The 22,718-nt window shown below is 45.5% G+C and carries 11 protein-coding genes; 8 read left to right on the top strand and 3 right to left on the bottom strand.

The window, feature by feature from the left end; all coding sequences use genetic code 11:
* The first annotated feature begins 74 nt into the window (after window positions 1-74).
* Window positions 75-7,886, top strand: a complete 7,812-nt coding sequence (locus tag QFZ80_RS23640; protein WP_307561332.1) for an OmpL47-type beta-barrel domain-containing protein — start codon at window positions 75-77, stop codon at window positions 7,884-7,886.
* 283 nt (window positions 7,887-8,169) lie between these two features.
* Here QFZ80_RS23640 and QFZ80_RS23635 read toward each other — a convergent pair whose 3' ends face one another.
* From QFZ80_RS23635 to QFZ80_RS23625, 3 genes are all read right to left on the bottom strand, one after another.
* Window positions 8,170-8,589, bottom strand: coding sequence for a hypothetical protein (locus QFZ80_RS23635; RefSeq protein ID WP_307553593.1), 420 nt, complete (start codon window positions 8,587-8,589; stop codon window positions 8,170-8,172).
* Window positions 8,590-8,997: 408 nt separating this feature from the next.
* Complete coding sequence (locus QFZ80_RS23630) at window positions 8,998-9,123, bottom strand: hypothetical protein (RefSeq protein WP_262495857.1); 126 nt, start codon at window positions 9,121-9,123, stop codon at window positions 8,998-9,000.
* Between the two features lie 280 nt (window positions 9,124-9,403).
* Window positions 9,404-10,222 carry a carbonic anhydrase gene (locus QFZ80_RS23625; protein ID WP_307553595.1) on the bottom strand — a complete coding sequence of 273 codons (819 nt, stop codon included), beginning with the start codon at window positions 10,220-10,222 and terminating at the stop codon, window positions 9,404-9,406.
* Window positions 10,223-10,414: 192 nt separating this feature from the next.
* On the opposite strand from QFZ80_RS23625, the gene QFZ80_RS23620 reads away from it, so the two are divergent.
* The 7 genes from QFZ80_RS23620 (at window position 10,415) to QFZ80_RS23590 (ending at window position 22,715) form a co-directional block, all read left to right on the top strand.
* Window positions 10,415-12,223, top strand: a complete 1,809-nt coding sequence (locus QFZ80_RS23620; RefSeq protein ID WP_307561330.1) for a helix-turn-helix transcriptional regulator — start codon at window positions 10,415-10,417, stop codon at window positions 12,221-12,223.
* Between the two features lie 464 nt (window positions 12,224-12,687).
* Window positions 12,688-13,995, top strand: coding sequence for a response regulator transcription factor (locus QFZ80_RS23615; protein WP_307561328.1), 1,308 nt, complete (start codon window positions 12,688-12,690; stop codon window positions 13,993-13,995).
* Between the two features lie 23 nt (window positions 13,996-14,018).
* Complete coding sequence (locus QFZ80_RS23610) at window positions 14,019-16,814, top strand: sensor histidine kinase (RefSeq protein ID WP_307561327.1); 2,796 nt, start codon at window positions 14,019-14,021, stop codon at window positions 16,812-16,814.
* 119 nt (window positions 16,815-16,933) lie between these two features.
* Entirely contained in the window at window positions 16,934-18,331 is a 1,398-nt protein-coding gene (locus QFZ80_RS23605) for an ABC transporter substrate-binding protein (protein WP_307561326.1), read from the top strand.
* 69 nt (window positions 18,332-18,400) lie between these two features.
* On the top strand, window positions 18,401-19,360 hold the full coding sequence (locus QFZ80_RS23600) for a carbohydrate ABC transporter permease (protein ID WP_307561325.1): 960 nt from the start codon (window positions 18,401-18,403) through the stop codon (window positions 19,358-19,360).
* A gap of 3 nt (window positions 19,361-19,363) precedes the next feature.
* Window positions 19,364-20,200 (top strand): carbohydrate ABC transporter permease, encoded by an 837-nt coding sequence (locus QFZ80_RS23595; RefSeq protein WP_307561323.1) that lies wholly within the window; start codon window positions 19,364-19,366, stop codon window positions 20,198-20,200.
* 133 nt (window positions 20,201-20,333) lie between these two features.
* Window positions 20,334-22,715 carry an alpha-L-arabinofuranosidase C-terminal domain-containing protein gene (locus tag QFZ80_RS23590; protein ID WP_307561321.1) on the top strand — a complete coding sequence of 794 codons (2,382 nt, stop codon included), beginning with the start codon at window positions 20,334-20,336 and terminating at the stop codon, window positions 22,713-22,715.
* Window positions 22,716-22,718 lie beyond the last annotated feature (3 nt).

The following is a 22,718-nucleotide window of genomic DNA, read 5'->3' as shown; positions in this document are numbered from 1 at the left end:
GTAAGAGATTTCCTTACGACAGTTTTCCCTCAAGTTAATTATGAAATATCAACTGAACAAGGAGGAATGGGGTTATGCGTTTGAAATGGAAGAACAGCCTGGCATTTGTACTGACAATTATACTTTCATTCAGTAATTTGACAGCGGTTTCATTTGCGGACAGTATCGACACTGCCCAGACGGGGTCAAGTCCAATCGTCGATACGATTGCATTCGGTGATGAAACTTCGGAACAAGCTCATGGATTTACCGGTACCTATACATCGGAGATAACTGGCGCTAAAGGCGAATCGGCAAGGGTAGCCTTGCCATCGTTGGATAATCCATATTTAGGCGGTGATTTAACATTTAACATGAAGGTAGATCCCGATATGCAGAACTATTTTACCTTAAAAACGTGGGGGTCCGATTTGGGTTACGGTATTACCATGCTGTATGTGAACGGGGAAAGGCTGGCTATTCAGCATGAAGGCGACTGGCAACCGCTGTACAAAACGATGAACAGCCCTGCCTTTGGCTTGCATCCGATTATTCCCGACCGATTCAGCTACTCCACGATCAACCTCCCGCTAGAACTGACGAAAGGGAAAACGGAGCTCACGCTAACCATCAGAACGACGGCGGAGTTTTACACTTACGGCATGGGAAGTTTCAACTCTTTTTACAATCAAACGTTCGCAGGGAAAAAATCGAAAGCTTTCTACGCGGGTTATACAACCGTGACAAGCAGTCTTCCCGATGGTTTGCTGGAGAAGGGTACCTTGGATACGGCCTCGATCGCGCCCCGAGCAGGGAGCGACTTGGATAGCCAGTCATCCGAAGCGGTCGCTTTTGCCAACAATTTTATTGCTTCCTCCCAAAGCTTTGTATCCGGTTATTTAAATGATAATACCAAGTTTTTTTCCAATGTTTCAGGCAACGATTTGCAGACGATGCAGATTAGAACATTTTCCAATTATTTGAAAGATGAATACAGAGCTTACGCAAGCTACGACTTCACGCCGCAAACCTCCAACGAGGTCCGTGACAAGATGCTTGATCGCATTCGTCTAGGTATCGACCAATATGTCACCTACTATTTGAATGATCCGGCTTCAATCAGAAAGCCTCATCAGGCGGAATGGGGCGGGTTTTTCAAATACGGCGGCGAAGCGCTCTGGACCGTGTACAACCTCTTCTTGTCCGAGGATACCGCTGGCGGGCAAGGACTGTTCGGCTCCGCATATTTGGCTGACGACGCAACGGGCTACGTACCAAAATATCGGTTGACCGATGCAGACAGGGCAAACGGAATGACATCCAGCTTTCAAAAATGGCTTCAGGGCAATACGGAAGTGGATTGGACAACTGTGAAAATCGGCAACGTAAACGCAGGCGGAACGGCAAAGAACGGAGCTTTCACATTCACAAATACGGACCCCGTCTTCTATACAGCTCAATACGCGCAAACAGGCGTCAATTCGGATTTGAACGTTCTTGCCCATGCGAAAAGGACGACGCGATTTGTCGGTTGGCAGGAGCTTTTCTTCATGAACCTGAGCTATGCCAGAACGCACAGTTCTTTGGGGAACTATTTAACGAATCAGAACGCATTTCAAAAGTACGGCATGTTCAAATCGAATCTGGGCTTAATCGCCTTGGGATCAAAAGTGGCGGAGAATTATAATTCCTCGCTGCGATTCCTTTATGAAGGCGCCGGCATTACGCCATGGCTTGGCCATGATACCGTGAATGGCTTAGTGGAATTAAACGACAACAATTCCGGAACGACCCTTGTGGTCAATAATTTGGCCGCTTTCAACGATGCGACCCAATATGACGGCAACCGAAATTATATCGGCCCGAGTGCGAAGCAATGGGGTGACCGATATTTGAATATTACGGAGGCCGGTCTATCCAGAGAACCCCAGTATGCCGCCCATTATGGCGAGCATACGGATCTTGTTCAAGAGGAATGGCGCGCTACCTACGACGACAAGCTGCTGAAAAAGGCGTTGGAGATCTCAAACGCCCGCGCTAACATGAGATACCAAGGTCTGGACGATAATATGAACCGGGCAATGAGAGTCGAAGGGGTCATCGAGTCCAGGGGACCCGACTATCCGGGCGGCCTTGCTTATCAAAGTGTCCTGGATGAAGAAAAGCAGCTGATATACGTCGGATTTGAAAGGTATTTGAATGCGCATGCCGACCGATATGCAGGAAGCGAATGGAGTAAATACAAACAATATGCCACTAATGCCGTTGGCTACGCTCAGCAGATGTTCCTGGATCATTTCTTTCTCAATGATCCGTTTGCGAGCAGTAAGAACGTAAGGGACCAGAGTCTTCTGCTTGATTATTTGTATGCATCCGATCCCGCAAACTGGAAAGGTGTCTTACTGCCGATGAGCAACACCGATTGGCTGCTGCCTGGCGAGAGGGGCGACGGCAAACAGCAAGGGACATATTCGCAGGACTATATCAACAGTGTACAGCAGCATGGCTTTGTTGACGCCGAAAATGGCCTGGTTGCCGCTCGGGACGGCAACAACGTTATGTTCGTCAGCTTCACCCGGCGTTCGAATCCCGGACTGAACGGTCTTGCAAGAATGCATGTCGTAACGCCGGACAATGATGTCATGCTTTCCCTGGCCCCGAACGTTCAATATGCGCCGTCGGGCTATTGGAATACGAAGCCGGATTGGGCTCAGTTTGACATCGCTTACGATGACAGCACTCCTCCGATCGACGGAGCGAGGCTGGCCGTCGCCGGCGCTATTGTGCCGATTCCGGAGCAAGCCTTTGAAAAGGATTTGAAGTATAACATTAATCCGGACCGTACTGGAAGCGGCTATTCCGCCTTTGCTCAATTTTATTCCGTGCAGTACGGAAACTACATGATCGCCTTAAACCATACGGCAGATAAGATTGGAGATGCGAAGGTTTACGATGTGATCCTGCCTTCGTCGTACATGGCTGGCACCGTATACGATGTGATATCCCAGCAATCATTGCCCGTAAAACCCGGAAACAAGGTTGCGGTTCAACCGGGTACGGCGGTTGTTCTGCGATTGAATTCGCAGGTCGTGAACGATGTGCCGGACTCGTCAAGATTCGTTACGGCAACCGCTGCGAACGGCAGGGCGGCGCTCAGTTGGTTGCACGCTGCCGGAACAACGGGACATTACGATGTCCTTCGTTCGGACGACGCTGGAAGCACCTACAACGTAATCGCGCAGGTTGACAGGTACATGAACCACTTTTTGGACACGGCTGCAGAGAATGGAAAAACGTACTATTACAAAGTACGCGGTGTGTCCAGCTCAGGCATAACCGGATATGATTCCGTTTATACCAAAGTTCAGGTTGCATCCGGAGCTATTAATGGAACCTGGTCGGCTGCCAATATGGACGGCGTCGATACAGGAATCGGCGTTTTGGCCGGCGCGGACGGTTCGATTACAATGACCGGAGAAGGCACGAACAAAACCATTAACATGGTCGATCAAATCACCTATGACAAAAAAGACGCAAGCAAAAGCGTCCTGGAGGCATTGCCGGACTACGCGTTCGCATATCGGACGAATTTTGTGCAAGGCTCAAGCGGGGTAACCAGCGACTTTGCGTTCTCGGCTAAAGTTTCTTCGGACAATGCGCTTGGGAATACGGGCATTATGGTGAAGGAAGCTTCGAACGGGCAGTTGGTTACCGATTCGCGTGGCTTGATCTTCACGGTCGATCGTGACGGGAATTATTACATCACCTTCAGACAATATCCGAATGTGATTCCGATTTACGATTTTCTGGCTGACGGCTACAACGTTTACGACAACTACATGCCGCCGACGATTCGCGGAGCCGCTTCGACCAAAAGTGCTGACGGCAGCTATTACCTGAAAGTCGAGCGCCATGGACAATATGTATACCCTTCCATTTCAGCAGACGGTTCGACTTGGGAAAAGCTGAAAGCAGCGTGGGTGCCGACGGCGGATTCGCTTTATGTTGGGGTCGCCTCGGCAAAAGCCGCACAATTCAGCGATATTCAGTTGACGGCTGCAGGCGCACTCGTTGGTCCGGGCAAGGTTTATCCGTCCTATGCAGCTGCCAACGGCACTGTCAACCTTTCCTGGTTATACCCTCGAGGAGCCGTAAAATTCAACGTTTACCGAACGTTCGACGAGGCGGCCAGCAAGACGGATCCGCCGGTTAACCCGGGTGCGGATTCGAAATGGGGGCTTGTCGGTCAATATATTACCGGCAATAAATATACGGATAGCGGCCTTTCAACCGGCAAAACCATTTACTATAAAGTGGTCGCTTTCGATAGCAACGGGGTAAACGGCGAATTTTCCGATCCTGTCGTGGTCAGCGGCGGCGTTGGCGTTCCGCCGGTAGACACGTCCGGCGCTATCCCGATTGCTACTCCATGGAAAGAAGCGGGCTGGAACGAGTTCCAATACGGCGCGACGACCGTTAATGGCAACAAAGTCACGTTATCGTCGCTTGGCAACGGTATTTTGATTGGTCCGACGGATGAATATAATAAATACCATTTCACTTATCAGGAAATCGATCCGAAGATGAACTACACTTTTATTACCAAAGTTCCGACCAGCATCTACAACAGCTCGCTCAAAGTCGGATCACGAATCGGATTGATGCTCCGCAACACGCTGGATAATTACTCGAAGTATGCGATCAATGCGGTTGCAAGTGGCGACACCTGGATACAAAGCGGCATAAACAAGTCGGATACCGGTCTCTCCTTTGATCTGTCTACGACACCGAAAATTGCGGTGGGAGACGTCTGGCTGAAAATTATATTGAATGGTGGCAACTATTCCGCTTATTATTCATTAGCGCCTGCGGGCACGTATGAATCGTTAGGCGTGGCCAAAGTGGAGGAAACGGCCTATCCGACGAACTGGACGCAAATCGGATCGACCAAGGCCTTGGATCTTACTTACAAAGATGCAAGCGGCGCCACGCAGACGCGAAGCAAAATTTATGCGGGTCTCGTGCTAGGCAATAGAACGGTCTATAACAGCATCAACTACTTGTATACGTCACCGATATTCGCGGTACCGGACATCGCCATTTCGCCGAGAAACGGGGGTACGCCCTCAACCTTGACGGGCATAACCGATCTTACGGTTTCAGTCGGCGATACTGTACGCTTCCATGTCTCCGCGACGGACGCCTTTGGCGGCAGTAATATTCAAGCGATTGGGGCGCAATTGCCGGCGGGAGCGACATTTGATGCTGCAACGGGCAATATCGTATTCACGCCGACGGCTGATAATATCGGCAACAATTCACTTGTATTTACGACGAAGGACGCAACGGGCACGAATAGTTTTACGGGAAGCCTGGGCATCAACGTCAAGGTGTATAACGACGCTACGAATGTTCCGATTCTCGAGCCGATCGGCAACAAATCCGTCGTCGGCGGCAACGCACTTTCTTTCGGGCTCCGAGCTAATCTGGAAAATGTAGCGAGCATACCGGCCGAAGCTGCATCGGTCGGAACTTCTAATATCAGCTACAGCATCGACAGCGTCGTGAAGGACGGTACGGCATGGAGTGCGGCAACTCTTGGCATGAGCTTAGTGAACGGTGTATTCAACTGGACGCCGTTAGCTGATAGCGGAGGGTCTTACACGGTTACTTTCAAAGCGCAAACCGACAACGCTGCGGATACGCAATCGATCATAATTAGCGTCTTAGGCAAGCCGATGATTACCGTTCCCGATCAACCGATTACCTTTACAACGAATGACCGGGCAACTTACCGATTCAATGTTGTCGATCCTGCCGGCCTTAATCTGCTCTATTCGATCGGCAATCTTCCTGCCGGCGCATCGTTTGACGCCAGCACCGGCCTACTTACATGGACGCCGGCCAAAAGTCAGATGAGTCGAACTCCGAACGATACGTATCGAATCGACCTGACGGTGAGCAATGGGTTGTTCGCCGTCACAAAATCGCTTTATATTTATGTGGCCTATCAGAACAAGTCGCCGTTCTTCCTGCCGATCGTGGATTTCAAACAAATCCAGTATACTGTGTCGGCAAGCAGCGCAAGCGGAACGATCGCATCGCAAGGAAATCTGGACAACGAAACCGGAACGATTACCTTAAACATGGATCTTTCCGGCGCTTCGCTGGTGCATGAACAGCATCCTTTCTTCTACTACGTCCCGTTATATGAAGGCGGTGAAATGATCTCGCGGATTCTAAGTGCGGACAATGCCCGATATGCAGGAGTGGCGGTTACGGAGGATGTTTATGATGACGCGCCACGATTTTTGATGACTGGCCTCACGACGGACGCCGCTAATACAGATTGGGGTACTTATAAAGTGGCAGCTCCGTTCCGCAGCGTGAAAGGCGCCGGCTCCAGCAAAGGGATCTTTGACGGATCAGGAGACGCGGCTTACTTTAAAGGAAAAACACCGCCTTATTGGGCGCGAATTGTGCGCACCGGCGATCAAATCAAAGGGTACGTTCAGAACGCTGACAGCTCGTGGGGCAACGGCAAAGGCGATTCGACTCCGCTTCGCACTATATCTTTGGGCGGCATCCCGAACGATGCGGCAGTATACGCTGGTGTCGCTATGATGGGACTCAAGGTGTCTGGGGTCAGCCCAGTAAAAAATAATTGGTCGGCGCAGATTGACAACTTCTCGCTGCCGAATTATCCCTTGCCTGTAACAGAGGGCGTCCCAGTCTCCTTCCCGGTCAAAACCGTCGACTTGGACAAAGATCCGGTTGCGGTAACGATCTCGAACACAACGTTGCCTTCCGGAGCCAGATATGAGCTGAAGGACGGCAAGTTTACCTGGAGCAATCCGCGTGCTGGAACGTATCAGGTTACATTCGCGGCAACTGACGGTGAAGCTCAGGCCCAGTCAATGACCATTGTGTTCAAAGTAAAAGCCAGCAGTGAAGTGAACAAAAGTGAGCTGGAAAGTTTAATCGCAGCTGCTAAAGCCATTAGCAATGCCGATGGATCCTACACGGTAAGCTCCTTCACCGCCATGCAGCAGGCAATCGACATAGCTCAAGCAGCGCTTGGCACGATTACCTCCTATGCTGTGCTTGATGCCGAGGTTAGAGCTTTACAACAAGCCATCGATGCGTTAGAGCTTGACGTTACTCCGCCTGTTACCGTCGCGGACCTTCAAGGACAAAGCGTAAAAGACGGTTGGTTTACCGCAGCACCGACATTGACCTTGACGGCTACAGGCAGCTATTCGGGCGTTGTAAAACGGGTGGAATACAGTCTAGATGGCGGGAACAATTGGATCGTCTACACAGGTCCGGTTGAATTGGTTCAGGAAGGCCATTACCAGTTGCATTACCGTTCCTCAGACTTGAAGGGAAATGTGGAAGAGGCGAAGTCTCTAACGGTTAAGTTCGATAAGACAGCGCCGACAATCACCGTTTCCGGATTGGTGTACGGTACGTTCAGCGATACTGGGGATGTGACGCCGATCGTTACGCTGAGCGATGACTTGTCCGGGGTTGACAGCAGCAAAACTACGGTAACGCTGGATACCAATGGGGTGCAGCAAGGGATAACCATTCCCCTGTATACGTTGCCGATCGGTTCGCATACGTTGAACGTAACGTCAAGCGATCTGGCAGGGAACGTGGGCAGCCAAATCATATCGTTCCAAACTACGACAAGCGTCGATTCCTTAAAGGGATTAGTAACACGGTTTACAAATACCCATTGGATTGATAATGAGGGTATCGCAAACAGCTTGCAAAGCAAATTGGATACGAACAATCTGGTTGCCTTCGTGAACGAGGTGAAGGCGCAAAGCGGAAAGCATATTTCTGCGGAAGCTGCTAAATACTTGCTCCGGGATGCCCAATACTTGTTGTCCATTCAATAGTCTTAGAAGAACGTAGACTGTATAATCCCTCTTGAGCGGATAGCGTAGAAATAAGGGAAATATGACGTAGGAGGTCTATCTTTAAATTATTCAGAAGTCATTTATGAATCTATAAAATAGTTCTTGCCTTAAGCTATTAAATTGAATCGACCATCAAATCGGATCGTTACATGGTCCCAATTAGTATATTGGTCATTCAACCGAGGGACGGAGAACGTTAGTTATAAAAAGTTCAATATGAAAAAATGAACCTTATGGAAAAATCCCCATAAGGTTCATTTTTTTAATATCCTCCACCGTAATCATAACCAGGATAGTAAGGATATGGATAAGGATAGGGCGGGTAGTAGTATGGATACGGTGTTAAAAACGGAAGTAGGAATTGATACGGGAACCGCTGCCGGCGAAATCTTCGATATCTTCTTCGACCATATCCGTTTTGACCGTATCCATTCGTAAATTGGCGTTCATCGCCGTCTACATCTTCAGGAACCAACATAGTAATGCCTTCGTTATCCATACCATCGATAATCCCATCAAATTGCTGTCCACTAGTTGTTTGTGCAATTACATGATAATTCATGTACTTCTGACATAACGACTTCATATCTCCACCAATAGGTGAGACATTCGTCATACCTGGCTTGGAATTCATCATGGCTGGGTTAACATCCATCATACCTGGGTTAGAAATTGGTAACACTGTATCCCTCCTTTAATATTATCGGGATATGATATTCGCCTACGGAGGAAAGTGTTAACGTTTAATTGGATCTAATTTGGAGGGTAAAACTTATAGGGAATTTTTAGGCTTGAAGCATGTTCGTGCCATATTAAAGATATTTGCTCGAAATACCAATTCATATTTTTAGTGATTTTATCATTTGGCTTTTTGTTATTGGAATAGTTTCTTATTCTGCGACGGAGATTTTCTGCTCGGTTGAGTTAAAATGACATCAAAATAGTCCCATTTATTTTAAGAAAAAAAAGAACCGAGGGTAAAGTTCTCAGTTCTTTCTGTTCTCATTACTTAATTAAAATCAACTTAAAAATGATCTGTATTCGAAGGTCAGGTGTTTGTTTACTTGAGTTATGAGGACGCAAAAACCGCTTAGGGGAGAAACGTTTCCGTAAAGCTTTTGATAACCAAAATGGGCATCGCGCCGATCGAAACGAATGCCATCATCATGCCAAACATGACAGACTTCAGTGCCTGAACCGGTCTCAATGCTTTCATAAAGAAGTCATCTCCCATTTTTAGAATTGCACAAGTATATTACTTTCGTCAGCCGATACCTTAAAGAAACATGAAGAGTAGTTGTATTTTACTGCATACAAATATTTTAAAATTTCAGCAAAAATTCAGTTCTGAACAACGCATCCCGGGTTCAAAAGCACTCCCATCACGGCTTGTATGAATGCCTTCAGATGGTCTATATGCTGATGATATTGCGCCGGTTCCCCGCCGTTCATACGATATCGCCCAACGCCGGAAGGGCGTTTCGTTAGCATCCACATTATTGGGTGACAACCGTTCTGCCGTTGAGCGGCTGGACAGGGCGATGATCGTCGGAGAAAATAGCACCGAACCCCTGGATTTGCTTATCGGATAGTTCAATCGTTTCCTCCAGCACGGTCCAGTCCACCCCTTCCGAGCAAGGTGGCGTCGTCAACGAGCCTTTATATCGGAATGCTTTTTTATCTTGTGGCAGCAGAGCGTTCAAATCAATGACTTGATCCAGCTTGAGATCTTCCTTGGTTTCTTCTTTCGGAAGCTTCGAGAACATTTCCGCTAGTTGTTTGTTTTCACTGCCTGACTTAATTAGAACGCCAAGCACGGCAAGTTTGCCTTCACTATTCTTGTGTACAAGATGCATCTCCATATCGAAAGTTTTACCGTTGATCTGGTTTTCACTAGGTTTATGGAAATGTAGTTGAACGAGCGTGTAAACTTTGCCTTCAACGGTAATGATATTGCTGCCGGATGCGTCATTTGCTTGAATGGTATGCCCGTTGTTCATCAGGGTGAAGACGGTTGGTTTATAATTGGTCTCGAATTTGCCTAACTCTTTGTCCACTTTTAATTGAGAAAGCTCAATATCGATAGGGGACTGCTCGCTTCCATTCGCGCATGCGGCATATTGCGGATCCAGAGTCGTCCATTTGGCAGGGCCCGTATCACCCGAGTAGGACCAATGAGCAGGCTTCGTTGTAGTTGCAACGGTGCCGCCACTGGTACTGGAGCTGGGTATTGCGCTATTCTGAGCAGCGCACGCCGCCAGCGGCAGAGTAAGTACAACAGCCATCATTCCACGAATTACTGTGTTTCCGTTCATTGACATTCTCCTCGTTTCTTCGTTTAAGTTCATCTTGGAAGATTCCATATCATATTTATTTAACAAAAACGAGGATCATATCGTCCAGTTATAAAACGTCACTCTTTCCCTATGATAGTTTGTCATATGATTTTACTGCCGACGTGACTACGAGATATAATGAATGTAACTAAGCAACTTGGAGGTATCGTCATGCGCGGTCTGATAGCACGATGGGAATGGTACGATTGGTTCATGATTGCGCTCAGGATTTGCTGGTGCATTTCTATTATTGCACTATTATGGGAAGTGGAGGGGCAGTGGAGCTTTCCGTTTTGGATCAAGATGGTTATTGCTTTTATTGTCATATCCGTTCCGTTCCTGGTTATGCGGATCAATCAACATCTGTATGTTGCGTGCGAGCTGTTGCTTCCCGGAGTAATCCTGTTCCTGCTGAATAAATCAAACCCGGACACCCATTTGTATCTCCTTCCGATTTCTTTCATGATCGGTTACAACAGCCCCGGTTATGCGTTCATGTGGCTGGCTCCTTTGACAGCCTTCGCTTTTCCGGCATGGCTCGGTTGGCATATGAATTACTCTTGGGATACCATTGTGTTCGGGATTATTTTCAATTATTGCGTTTCTTACGGATTGGGCTATGCCTTTCGTTTGCTTATTACTTCGACTAAGCAAAGCAAAATCATCGAAGAGCAGAACAGAATGTTGGAGCAAAATATAAAGCAGATTGAGAAAATGACGATTCTGGAGGAGCGCAACCGGCTTTCGCGCGAAATGCACGATACGATCGGACACATGCTCACATCACTGATCATGGGTATGGAGTCGCTTCGTGCGTCGATGGCTCATGGCACGGAGAAGAGCAAGCTGGAAACACTCCTGTCCCTGACGAGGGCGGGCTTCGAGGACATTCGCAGGCATATTCACGATATTCAAACAGAACAAACGGACTTACCGCTTTTTGTTCTGCTGGATGATATTGCCAAGGCCTTTGCGCAGCAGACCGCCGTAAAGATTGAGCTGAAACAGTCGGGGGATCCTATTCCTGTACCTCGGCAAGGCCGGTTCACGCTCATGCGCTGTTTGCAAGAGACGCTGACCAATTCGGTTCGGCACGGCCAGGCGGATCGTATCACCGTGATGCTTCGCTTCGAGAAGGATCGCATTGCGCTGCAGATCCGGGATAACGGAACGGGACGTGAAGCTTTGCAGCCCGGATTCGGCATAACGGGCATGCGGGAGAGGCTCGAGGCCTTGAACGGAAGCCTACATCTCGAGTCCGATCCTCGGAACGGAACGATCGTGACTTGCTCCCTACCGTATCAATCGCCGGAAACCAAGCAAGTCATTCATGTCGTCATAGTGGACGACCAACCGATCGTACTGGAAGGATTAAAGACCTTGTTGGAGAACGAGGACGGGATCCATGTAGCGGCTACCGCCGGGAACGGGCTTGAGGCTATTAGGGTCTGCGAACGAACGAATCCGGATCTGGTTCTCATGGACATGCAAATGCCGGTCATGGACGGAATTTCCGCTTTACAGACAATCAAGCAAACTTATCCGGGAATCAAGGTGTTGATGATGTCCACTTTCGAGGAGTTGGATCAGGCGCTAACCGCTTTAAAGAACGGCGCTGACGGGTACTGCCTGAAGTCGGCGCAATTGCAGGAGCTTATTGAGACAGTACGCCTCGTCCATTCGGGGGGAACCGCGATTAATCGGGAGATCACGGCCAAAATGCTCGAGAGGTTCGATCGAGTTTCCGAAGTTTCCGAATCGGCCGCTGTGGATAGATTTCTTTACGGATTAACCAAACGCGAGATGGAAATATTGCAGTATCTGGATTCGGGGATGCGTTATAAGACGTTGGCGGCAAAGCTGTTCTTGTCCGAAGGAACGGTACGCAATTACATTTCTACGATTTACGGCAAGCTTGGCGTCAGCAATCGTGAGGAGGCAGTGGAGAAGGCGCGTGCGGAAGGCTTGTTGATTGGTTAGGGAGGGCGTGTGGATAACCTGGTCTTCGGATGTTGCTAAGCGCGCAGGGGGGTGAATCCACTCCACTGTCCTGCTTGCTTCCTCACTCAATACGTTTGCTTACGGGACCGTATGGACGTTATTTAGCCCAAAATTCTCCTTTGGAGTGAAGAACGTCCCTGAAATGGGTTACCGAAAATAAACATCAATTTATATAAGCCATTTTATAAGACCGGTAGGATTTAGATGTAATTATTTCGTTTCATAAATAGTGTCGTATAAAAAAACATACTCGGAATGATCAATGCTCACTTTCCTTTAATGGGATAGAGGGCTTATTTTTGTTTGATGCCATTCAACAGTTAAAGGGATTTATTGATGCTGTTCAATCCATATCGGATTTGGCATAATGGAATGAATAAAAGGATGGTAAATGAAGTTGAAAGCGGTTTCAAATTGTGAAGGTTTAAGGAGGGGTGTATCACATGTATCATTTACTCATCGTCGATGACGAAATAGAAATTCGTGAAGGTTTATCAGCAATCCCATGGCATACCATGGGTTTGAAATTATTGGGGTGCGCTAAACATGGTCTAGAAGCGTTGCAATTTATTTCGGAACATCCCATAGATATTGTATTGACTGATATTCGAATGCCATTTATGGATGGGATTGAATTGATGACTGTATTGCTGCGGCAACAACCGTTCATTCGAGTCATCATTTTATCAGGCCACAGCGACTTTGATTATGCGCAAAAAGCGTTGAAAAATGGCGCCGTTGATTATTTGTTAAAACCTACTCAATTTGATATTCTATTTCAAACTTTTGAGAGATTGGTTCACAAGCTGGATGCTGAAAAACAGGAGGAACTCAGAAAATCCGTTCTTGTCCGCAAAGAGATGCTGTTGTCGAAGCTGCTGCGGGAAGAGTTTCTATCCATGTTATTCAGGAACAGGATGTCGGCGGATGATATTGAGTTGGGATGCTCGGAGAGTGAAATTTTACTCGATGGCCTCGAATATAAAGTTGCGTTGATTCGGCTTGATCGGATATCTTTAAACGCAAAAATTGGTTCAGATCGCGAACTGAAGCTGATTGCTTTTTCTTTGGATAATATTTTATGTGATATTTGGGATGTGCAAGGATCAGCTTATCATCTTGTGAATAAAGAAAATGCAGAATCTTATTTGCTTACTGCGAAATCTTCGTCTAAAGACGATTTCATTCAAGTCAAACGGCAGCTATCCAAATTTATGGGTTTGTTAAAGTCAACTCTCTCGCTAAGCATTGGAAAACCCGTACAGCATCTAACGGAGATATGGAGTTCAGCCCAATCTGCCAAGCAACTATTGGAAAACTCACCCGAAGAAGACAGCAATCATGAATACAGCGAACCTGCACAAGCTGAAGAGCTTGACCATACAGCTGCTAAAGAATCGCTTTCAGTGAGCCATGCCAAAGATAAAAAGAAAGACAGCATAGTCGTGCAACAAGCTAAACAATTTATAAAGCAAAATTTCCATCAAAGTATTACTTTAAAGCAAGTAGCCAATGAAGTATATGTAACTCCCGGCCATTTGAGTGCGCTTTTCCGTGAATCCGGGGAATCGTATTTGCAATTTTTGACATCGCAACGGTTGAACAAAGCGATTGAGCTAATAGCGGATGTACGCTTTAAAATATATGAGATTGCTGAGTTAGTCGGTTATTCAGACCAGGCTTATTTCTCAGAGATATTTAAAAAACATACGGGTAAAACACCGATGGAATATAGAGAAGCAGCAAATTAGGATAGAAAGGGGCTGTTGATAGGATGGCAAACCCGTATTTCAACAAGCTTAGTCCTACACGCAGAAACATCATTATTGTCTCTGTATTGCTCACCTTACTGGCACAAACGGTGCTTCTTACTATTGGGCTGTCTTATGTGAATAATATAAATCAATCTGTCCAGGATAAAAGAGAGACTAATGTATCGAACCAATTTTACAAAAATACATTGACACAGCTTGGTGAACTTAGCAATTTGATGCAACTGCTGCAATCCCCGGACTTTAGTGATTTTTTTAAAAGCTCTATGAATGTCCGGGATGTGTTAACGGTTAATCAGCAAAAAAACGATTTATTAAGTAAATTGAACGATCTTCATTTATCAACCAAAATGGTGCAGCAAATTTATTTTATCGGCAGCGATATGAATCAATTGTCATTTCGCAAAGATACGGACCTTGCAACCCTAACTGAGCTCCCTAACCTGAGAATGGACATGTTTCAAGAAAATAATATGGATCAAGTTTTTTTGAAAGATAATAACCGTTTGACCCGATATTCGCAAAAAGACTTTGAACATCTCACAATGAGCAATCAGCTTAATATCAATGTTGAAAGAAAAGAAGAACTGTATAGCTTTATTAATGGCTTGAATAATAAACTTGTCATTTCGAACGGAAATGTGAATGGCGTGCTCGTGATTATGGTGTTAAATAACGATTTATTCCGGTCTGGCTTGCCTGATGTTTATTCCGACGACTATCAATTTTCGATTCTAAACCATAAAGATGAGCTGGTCTGGTCATCTGCAGATCAGCAAGAGTTGGCAAATAACAACACCCAAACCAATTGTCAAAAATGTGTAAAGCTAGAGAAGGAATTGAATCCATACCCGTATCGTGTCATTTTTAAGCAAACCTCAGATTTTGTGCTCTTTTCTAAAAAGTCCATTTTTTCTGCTTTTATTGCATTATCTTGTCTTACTGCATTTGTTACCTTTTTGATTAGTTATTTTTACACAAAAAAAATATTTTATCCATATTTGGTGCTAACTAAGAAAATGCAAGATCAGGCGCGGTCGGATGAGTTGATTTTAAAATACATCTCGGACGAGTGGATAAAAAAAGGAATAAATTCATTATCGCTTCGCACCAAGTTGATCATGATCTTTTCGATTGCCGTCATTATTCCAACCCTTTCGGACGGGTTTCTATATTCCCGGGTTTTGAACCAAGCCGTCCAAAACCAAATGAAAGAAACGGTTCATGAAGTGGGAGAGTTTATGAACGTATCCATCCAAAACCGTATGGACTTTATGAATCAGTTGATTAACCAGTTATCAGTAAGCAGACAATTGCAAGGATACCTTACCACTCAACAGGATCTGGATACTTTGCGTTCGGTTGCCTTCCGGAATATAAAATCAACCATTAATTTATCCATGTTTCCCGGGTTGAATGAGGTCAACTATTTTGTCTTATTTGATAGCAATGGGCACAGTTTTTATTCATCTATTTTTTCAAACAATCCCGAAATGTTTAATATCGAAATCGATAATCTGGCGGAAACAGCCGCTCCTTATTGGATTTCTGGATATACGGATGTGTTCAATCACACTACACCAGCGATTATCAAACGAATTAATTATTGGCATAAGGGCAGCATAACCCAAAGTTATTTGTTGTTGGTCCCAAGGGATTCATTTCTAACAGAGGTTAGTCCGATGGAGTCAAAGGTTGGAATTAAAGACTCGCAAGGCAAGGAAATATATTCCTTCCAGCCATTTTCTACTGAACAATTGAATTCTTTGTTATGGTCAGGCCACATACCAGACACGCAATGGCAGCTGAACATTGAATATTCCTATGAAGATATCGTTCTTAAAAACAGTCAATATTATTATAGATTATTGCTCATTATCGTTCTCATTCTTATATTGTCCATTATTATTTCGTATATGATCGCTTCCTTCTTACTAAAGCCTGTCGAAATGCTGAAACGAACGATGAGGATCGTTGGCGAGGGGGATTTTAGTCGAGTGATGAGCTATAGCGGGAATAACGAGATTGGCGAAATTATTCGAAGCCATAATGATATGGTTCTAAGATTAAATGGCGTGATTCACGAGAATATGAAAATGATGGAGGAAAATGCGAACAATAAACTAAGGGAGAATGAACTGCTGTCCTTAAAGACCCAAGCAGAGTTAAAAATGCTGCAAGCGCAGATCAATCCTCATTTTCTATATAATACGCTTGAAGCGATCAATATGCGCAGCATGAAAAACGGAAACAGTGAAATAAGTCTGATTGTCAGTTCATTGGCCGAAATGTTCCGCTACAGTGTCAGCAACGGAGTAGGGAAGGTGCCGCTTGCGATGGAGCTGAGCCATGTTCAGAACTATATGTCCATTCAACAAATCCGATTTGGCGATCAATTTAAATATGAATTAGAGGTTCCTGAGCACTTGACCCAACTTGCTGTCGTCAAATTTATCCTTCAGCCGATTGTCGAAAATTGCTTGAAGCATGGTTTATCCGGCTTCGAAGAAGGCGGAATCGTACGAATAAAAGTACTTGAAAGGGAAGACCTGCTGTTCATTGAAGTTAGCGATAATGGTATTGGCATGGATAAGGATACAGTCATACGGGTGAATGCAGAGATTCAGAGGAGCTTGGATAATCAAATCGACGGATACGAAAATCAAGGCGGCATCGGATTGAGCAATGTGTACCATCGTCTCCACTTGTTCTATAAAGAACAAGTGGCCATGAAGGTGGGCAGCAGTCCAATGAAAGGAACAACGGTAACCATTTCTTTTCCTCTCTATCAGGCATAACCGCAAAATACCATAGAAGTCGTCATTTTACCGGATTGAGGTCTCCTCCTTCAAGAAATATACTTTAATCAGAGAGAAAGAAAACGCTCTCAATATAAAAACATCTAGGAGGGTCTACATTGAAAAAGAACTTTGCCAAGCCTTTCGTCCTCATCCTCTCTACCGCATTGTTATTATCAGCTTGCGGCAGCGCAAAGACAACAACCGACAACAAGACTGCTGGGGGCACAAGTGCTTCGCCTAATGCCCAAGCGACAGCCAGCAATAAGAGCGCTGGTCCTGTGACTGTACGTTTCAACATGGGTGACGGTGAAATTACCAAGGATCAAATCAAAGAATTTGAAACGGCAAATCCGACCATTAAAATTCAAAGAGAAGATGTAGATACAACGAAACTAGCCGCCCAATTAGCAACTGGCGAAGCGCCGGATATTATCCGGATGACGGGCGTAAATGATCTTCCGTCCTATGTCATTCGCGGCATTGCTATGGATTTAACCAAATACATTGATACAAGCACAGTGATAAAGAAAGATGATTTTGTTCCTACGGTAGATGTTTATCGCTTTGACGGCAAGGTGCAAGGACAAGGCCCTATCTATGGTATTCCTAAAGATTTTTCTTCGGATTTCTCGATATGGATCAATAAGAAATTGTTTGCTGCAGCCGGCGTCGCAATCCCGAGTGAAACCGTTCCCATGACATACAGCCAACTGTTCGATCTTGCGAAAAAATTAACCATCAAAAAGGGCGATACGATTACGCAATACGGTCTATCAGGTGGAAAAGGAGAAGCGGATTTACCCTTTTTGATGGATTATTTATTGAGTAAAGGTGTAAGGCTTTCCACAGAAGATAACAGTAAAATTGACTTTACAAAACCAGAAGTCAAACAAGCCTTACAATTATGGGTAGATGGTGTTAAAGGCAACTATGGACCGAACCAAGTCAACCAAGATAAAGCTGCGTGGGGCGGCGAATCCTTTCTGGCAGACAAATTAGCAATGTTTCAAGCCGGCTATTGGTTTTCAGGGGTGCTGCGTGGCGACGAAAAAGCAAAAACGCATTTAGACGATTATGTGATGCTTCCTGCTCCAATTGCTGATGGCGGAACACGCGTATCTCCTACTGGCTCTGCAACAGGCGCCATTATCAATAAGGCAACGAAACATCCAAATGAAGCATGGAAAGTATATGAATGGTTTTTTGGCGGTAAACCGGCGGAAGATCGCGCGAAAAGCGGTTGGGGAGTTCCTGCCTATAAGCATCTCCTTGCGATGATTCCACAAGAAACTGCGTTTGACAAAAAAACCTACGCAGTCCTTCAAGATGAATTGAAATACAGCGGTAAATTTATCGAAATGAACCCTTACTTGTTAAATGGAGACACCCTTTTGAAGAAGCAATTAACGCCAGTCTATTTCGGTAAAGCAACACTGGATGATGCGATGATTGCCTTAAATAAAGATGCGAACAAAATTATTGAGGAATCTAAAAGTGCAGCATCAAGCAAGTAAATTAGGAATGCATATCGAGGGAGAGTTTAATTGCGCTCTCCCTCTTAAATAAAGAGGAGAGAACCTGCCATGCATACACCTGCTCTGAGCGCGACAACGGTTGGAAAGAGCAAAGCTCGTAAGGGAATAAGTGAAAAGACGCGCCGTACGACGGCATTTTACTTGATGATTTCACCATGGTTCATTGTTTTTCTGATTTTTGGGTTATATCCTTTACTCTACGGTCTCTATTTAAGCTTTACCAATTTTGTCGGATTTAACATTAATCATTTAAAAATAGTAGGGCTGCAAAATTATAAAAATGTTTTCACAGATACGGATGCCATGTATGCACTTGGGAGAACATTTCTTGTTACCATCCTATATGTGCCTATCTCAACACTCATTGGCTTGCTGCTGGCTTTGTTATTAAATCAAAAAATTAGAGGAATGGGGATTTATCGGACGATTTTTTACCTCCCGTCTATTGTTCCCGTCGTTTCCATAGGTTTAATGTTCCGTTTTATGTATGCTGAAAAGGATGGCATCATCAACAATATTTTAAGTTTTCTCCACCTTCCCACTGTAAGCTGGCTGGGCTATGATCACGCCACTCTTTCATTGGTCATTATGATGCTATGGGGAGCTGGTGGCGCTATTTTAATCAATCTTGCCGGATTGAAGGGCATCTCGAGAGACTTGTACGAAGCCTCATCCATTGATGGCGCCTCTGCTTTTAAACGGTTTATAAGCATTACTATCCCTTTAATGACTCCGGTTCTTTTCTTTAATGTTGTTACGGCAATTATTGGTGCGTTTCAAATGTACATTCAACCGATACTTTTAACAGGGCTAAAGTTTTTAGATGCTCCGATCCGGCCCAATTACTTGTATGCGGTACATGCCTTCCAGCAAGTTTTTGCCTTCCAACGGTTTGCTTACGGGATGGCGTTGCTTTGGATCATGTTTATCGTCATTCTTCTGTTGACAATTGTTGTCTTCGCGACAAGCAAATATTGGGTCTATTACGAAACGGATCAGGAGGGATAGAAGATGGAGAACACAGGGTCTAGTCGATTCGCTCCGTATTTGGTTTATGCTTTATTGCTTTCATTTTCTGTCGTTTTTATCATTCCGCTTTTTCTAACAATATCCAATTCATTAAGTCCGTGGCACTCTACACCGGGATTTTTGCCGCAAGGCTTCCATATCGAAAATTATAAGTTTGCGACAACCATGATTGATTTTTGGAAATATTTGAAAAACACTGTCATTATTTGTGTCATTTCTGTCGCTACCACAACTTTATCAAGCGGGCTGGTCGGGTATGCTTTTTCGCGGATTCAAGCGCCAGGCAAAAAGTTTTTATTTATGATTGTCTTATCAACGATGATGGTGCCTGGAATTGTGACGCAAATTCCGACCTTTCTTTTATTTCATCAATATGGTTTGCTCAATACGTTTTATCCTTGGTTGATCTGGGGGCTTGGCGGCTCGGCACTATTTATATTTCTATACAGACAATTCTTTTCAGCGATTCCTAAGGAATTGGAAGAAGCCGCAAGGATAGATGGTTGCTCAATCTTCCGTACGTATTGGAATATTTTCCTCCCGCTTTCGCTGCCTGTGATGGCGACTGTTTCGATTATGAGCTTCCAGGCCTCATGGGGAGATTTTATCGGTCCATTCATGTTTCTGAACGAATCCAATTACCCGCTAGCCGCTGCGTTAGGCACTGTAGGCTATACAATGCCAGGAAATGCGACCATTGTTATACAGCAAGTCGCAGCAGCTGCATCCCTTCTGTTTATGCTGCCGGTCATTCTGTTGTTTTTTATCGGTCAACGGTTCTTAATTGAAGGGGTTGTCACTTCCGGTGTTAAAGGGTAGAAATTGGAAATCTTACGGCGATCTACGCCTTCAAAAAGCACAATAGGTCAGCTTTTAACCACTATAAATGATTGTTTTCGGATGAACAAGCGCTTAAAATCGAATGAAAAGGAACAAAGGAGTCGATATAGTGATGACTACACAACCAACATTAACTGTATATATACAAAAGCCGGGTGCGGAATTAGGAGACCTGTTCGGCATTTTTTTCGAGGATTTGAATCATGCGGCAGACGGCGGGCTTTATGCAGAGCTTGTTCAGAACCGTTCATTTGAATTTGATCCGATCGATCGTGCAGAATACCATGCTTTAACAGCCTGGGAAAAGATCGAACGGGGTGGTGGAAAGGCAGAAATCACCGTTGAAGACAGTCATCCTTTGAACACACGTAACCCGCATTATGTTGCTATTGATATGATATCGGAGGGCGATGGCGTCGGGATTATGAACCTTGGTTTTAACAGCGGCATTCCCGTCAAACAGGGAGAAAAGTATCTCTTTTCGGTTTATGCACGGCGGGATGCCAGCTTTGACGAGCCTGTTGTCGTAACGATTGAAGGGACGGACGGTACCGTTCATGGTGAGGCAACGATTGTGGCGAATTCATCCGAATGGGCCAAATATGAAGTAACCATTACGGCCAATGCCACCGATACCAGCAGCCGCCTTGTGATTGTAACGAAAGGAAAAGGAAAGCTATTTCTCGATATGGTGTCTCTTTTTCCGGAAAAGACCTTTCGCAATCGGTCGAACGGCATGCGGGAAGACATTGCCGCCTTGCTCGCGGATCTTAGACCTAAGTTTATGCGGTTTCCGGGAGGCTGCCTAATACACGACGGTTCTTTGAATCCCGATGATCGAAACTCGATGTACCGCTGGAAAAACACAATAGGTGATATAGCACAAAGACCGGCCAGACGGAATAATTGGAGCTACAATCAAACACTCGGTTTGGGTTATTATGAATACTTTCTGTTCTGCGAGGATATTGGCGCCAAGCCGATACCGATCCTGCCAGGCGGAGTTGACCCGCACCATAAACGAATCGTTCCGCTTGATGAGCTGCAGCCCTGGATTGATGACGCGCTTGATTTGATCGAATTTGCCAATGGTGAACCTTCAACTGAATGGGGGGCCATAAGGGCGGAGTTGGGTCACCCGGAGCCGTTTGGCTTGGAGTATATCGGCATCGGAAACGAAGAAGTCGGAGAACCGTTTTTTGAACGCTATCCTTATTTCCATAGAGCGATTAAGGAGAAATATCCGGATATCAAGATCATCAACTCCGCCGGTCCGTTTGCGGCCGGCGGCGAATATGAACGCGGCTGGAACTCTGCCAAAGAAAATAAATCGGATCTTGTGGACGAGCACTATTATCAGTCACCGGAATGGTTTCTGGCCCATTACCACCGTTACGACAATTTCAAAGCAGATGAACCAAAGGTGTTTTTGGGCGAATATGCTTCATGGGGAAACACTTATTATAACGCCCTTGTAGAAGCTGCTTTTATGACGGGCTTGGAAAAAAATGCTCATGCAGTAGGACTGGCCTGTTATGCGCCGATGCTGTGCAATGTCGATTATGTCAATTGGAAACCGGACATGATCTGGTTCAACAATCATGAAGTATACGGTACCGCCAATTATTATGTGCAGAAGCTGTTTATGCACCACCAAGGAGATCAACTCTTACAAATTGAAGCAAACGGGTTAGATGAAAAACAGGAAAGCACAATGAAGCCGATTAACGGAGCGTTTGCACTCGGGACAGACCGTTGTTCCTTCCGTTTTTGGGATATGAAACTAGTTAACAACGATACCGGAGAAATGAAAGAGTTGAACGGCTTGTCTGCCGAGTTGTCGGATACGGATGAAGACCGGCTGGGCGGAACCTCAATACGAACACTGGACTTGGGAGAAACGGATTGGGAGAATTATACGCTGAGTCTGAAAGCCAAAAAAATCAGCGGACCCAAAGGGTTCGAGATTTATTTCGGAAAACGCGACGGCGACAATCAGCTAATTTGGGACTTTGGCGGATGGCAGAATCAGGATTCCGCGCTCTGTTCCAGGGTGGATGGAAGAACCTCTTGTCTGACCCAAAGTATATTTAACGTGGAACCTGACATGGAATACGAGTTAACATTGGAGATATCAGGAAGAAAAATCCGTGCTTGGATCGATGGTGTGCTGTTCCATGACACGGAAGACAAGCTTCCGGTGATCGAACCTCTGTATTATTCTGCAAGTTACGAGCATTCAACAGGGGATGTCATCGTCAAGGTTGTCAATGTACAGGAGAATAGCGTTCGCGCACAGATTGCTTTGGCGGATTTGCATAAAACGTCGTTGACCGTTGATGTATACGAGATGTCCGGCCATGCGCTGGATGACGAAAATACATTCGAGTCGCCTGAACGGGTGCTGCCGAAACAGAAGGAATTCAGTACGGAAGACTGCAGTTTTCATTACGATTTCCCCAAACATTCTATTACTGTATTCAGAGTAAGATAAGGA

This window comes from Paenibacillus sp. V4I7, from assembly GCF_030817275.1.
Lineage (GTDB): Bacteria > Bacillota > Bacilli > Paenibacillales > NBRC-103111 > Paenibacillus_E.
This window is presented reverse-complemented; position numbering and strand designations above follow the sequence as displayed.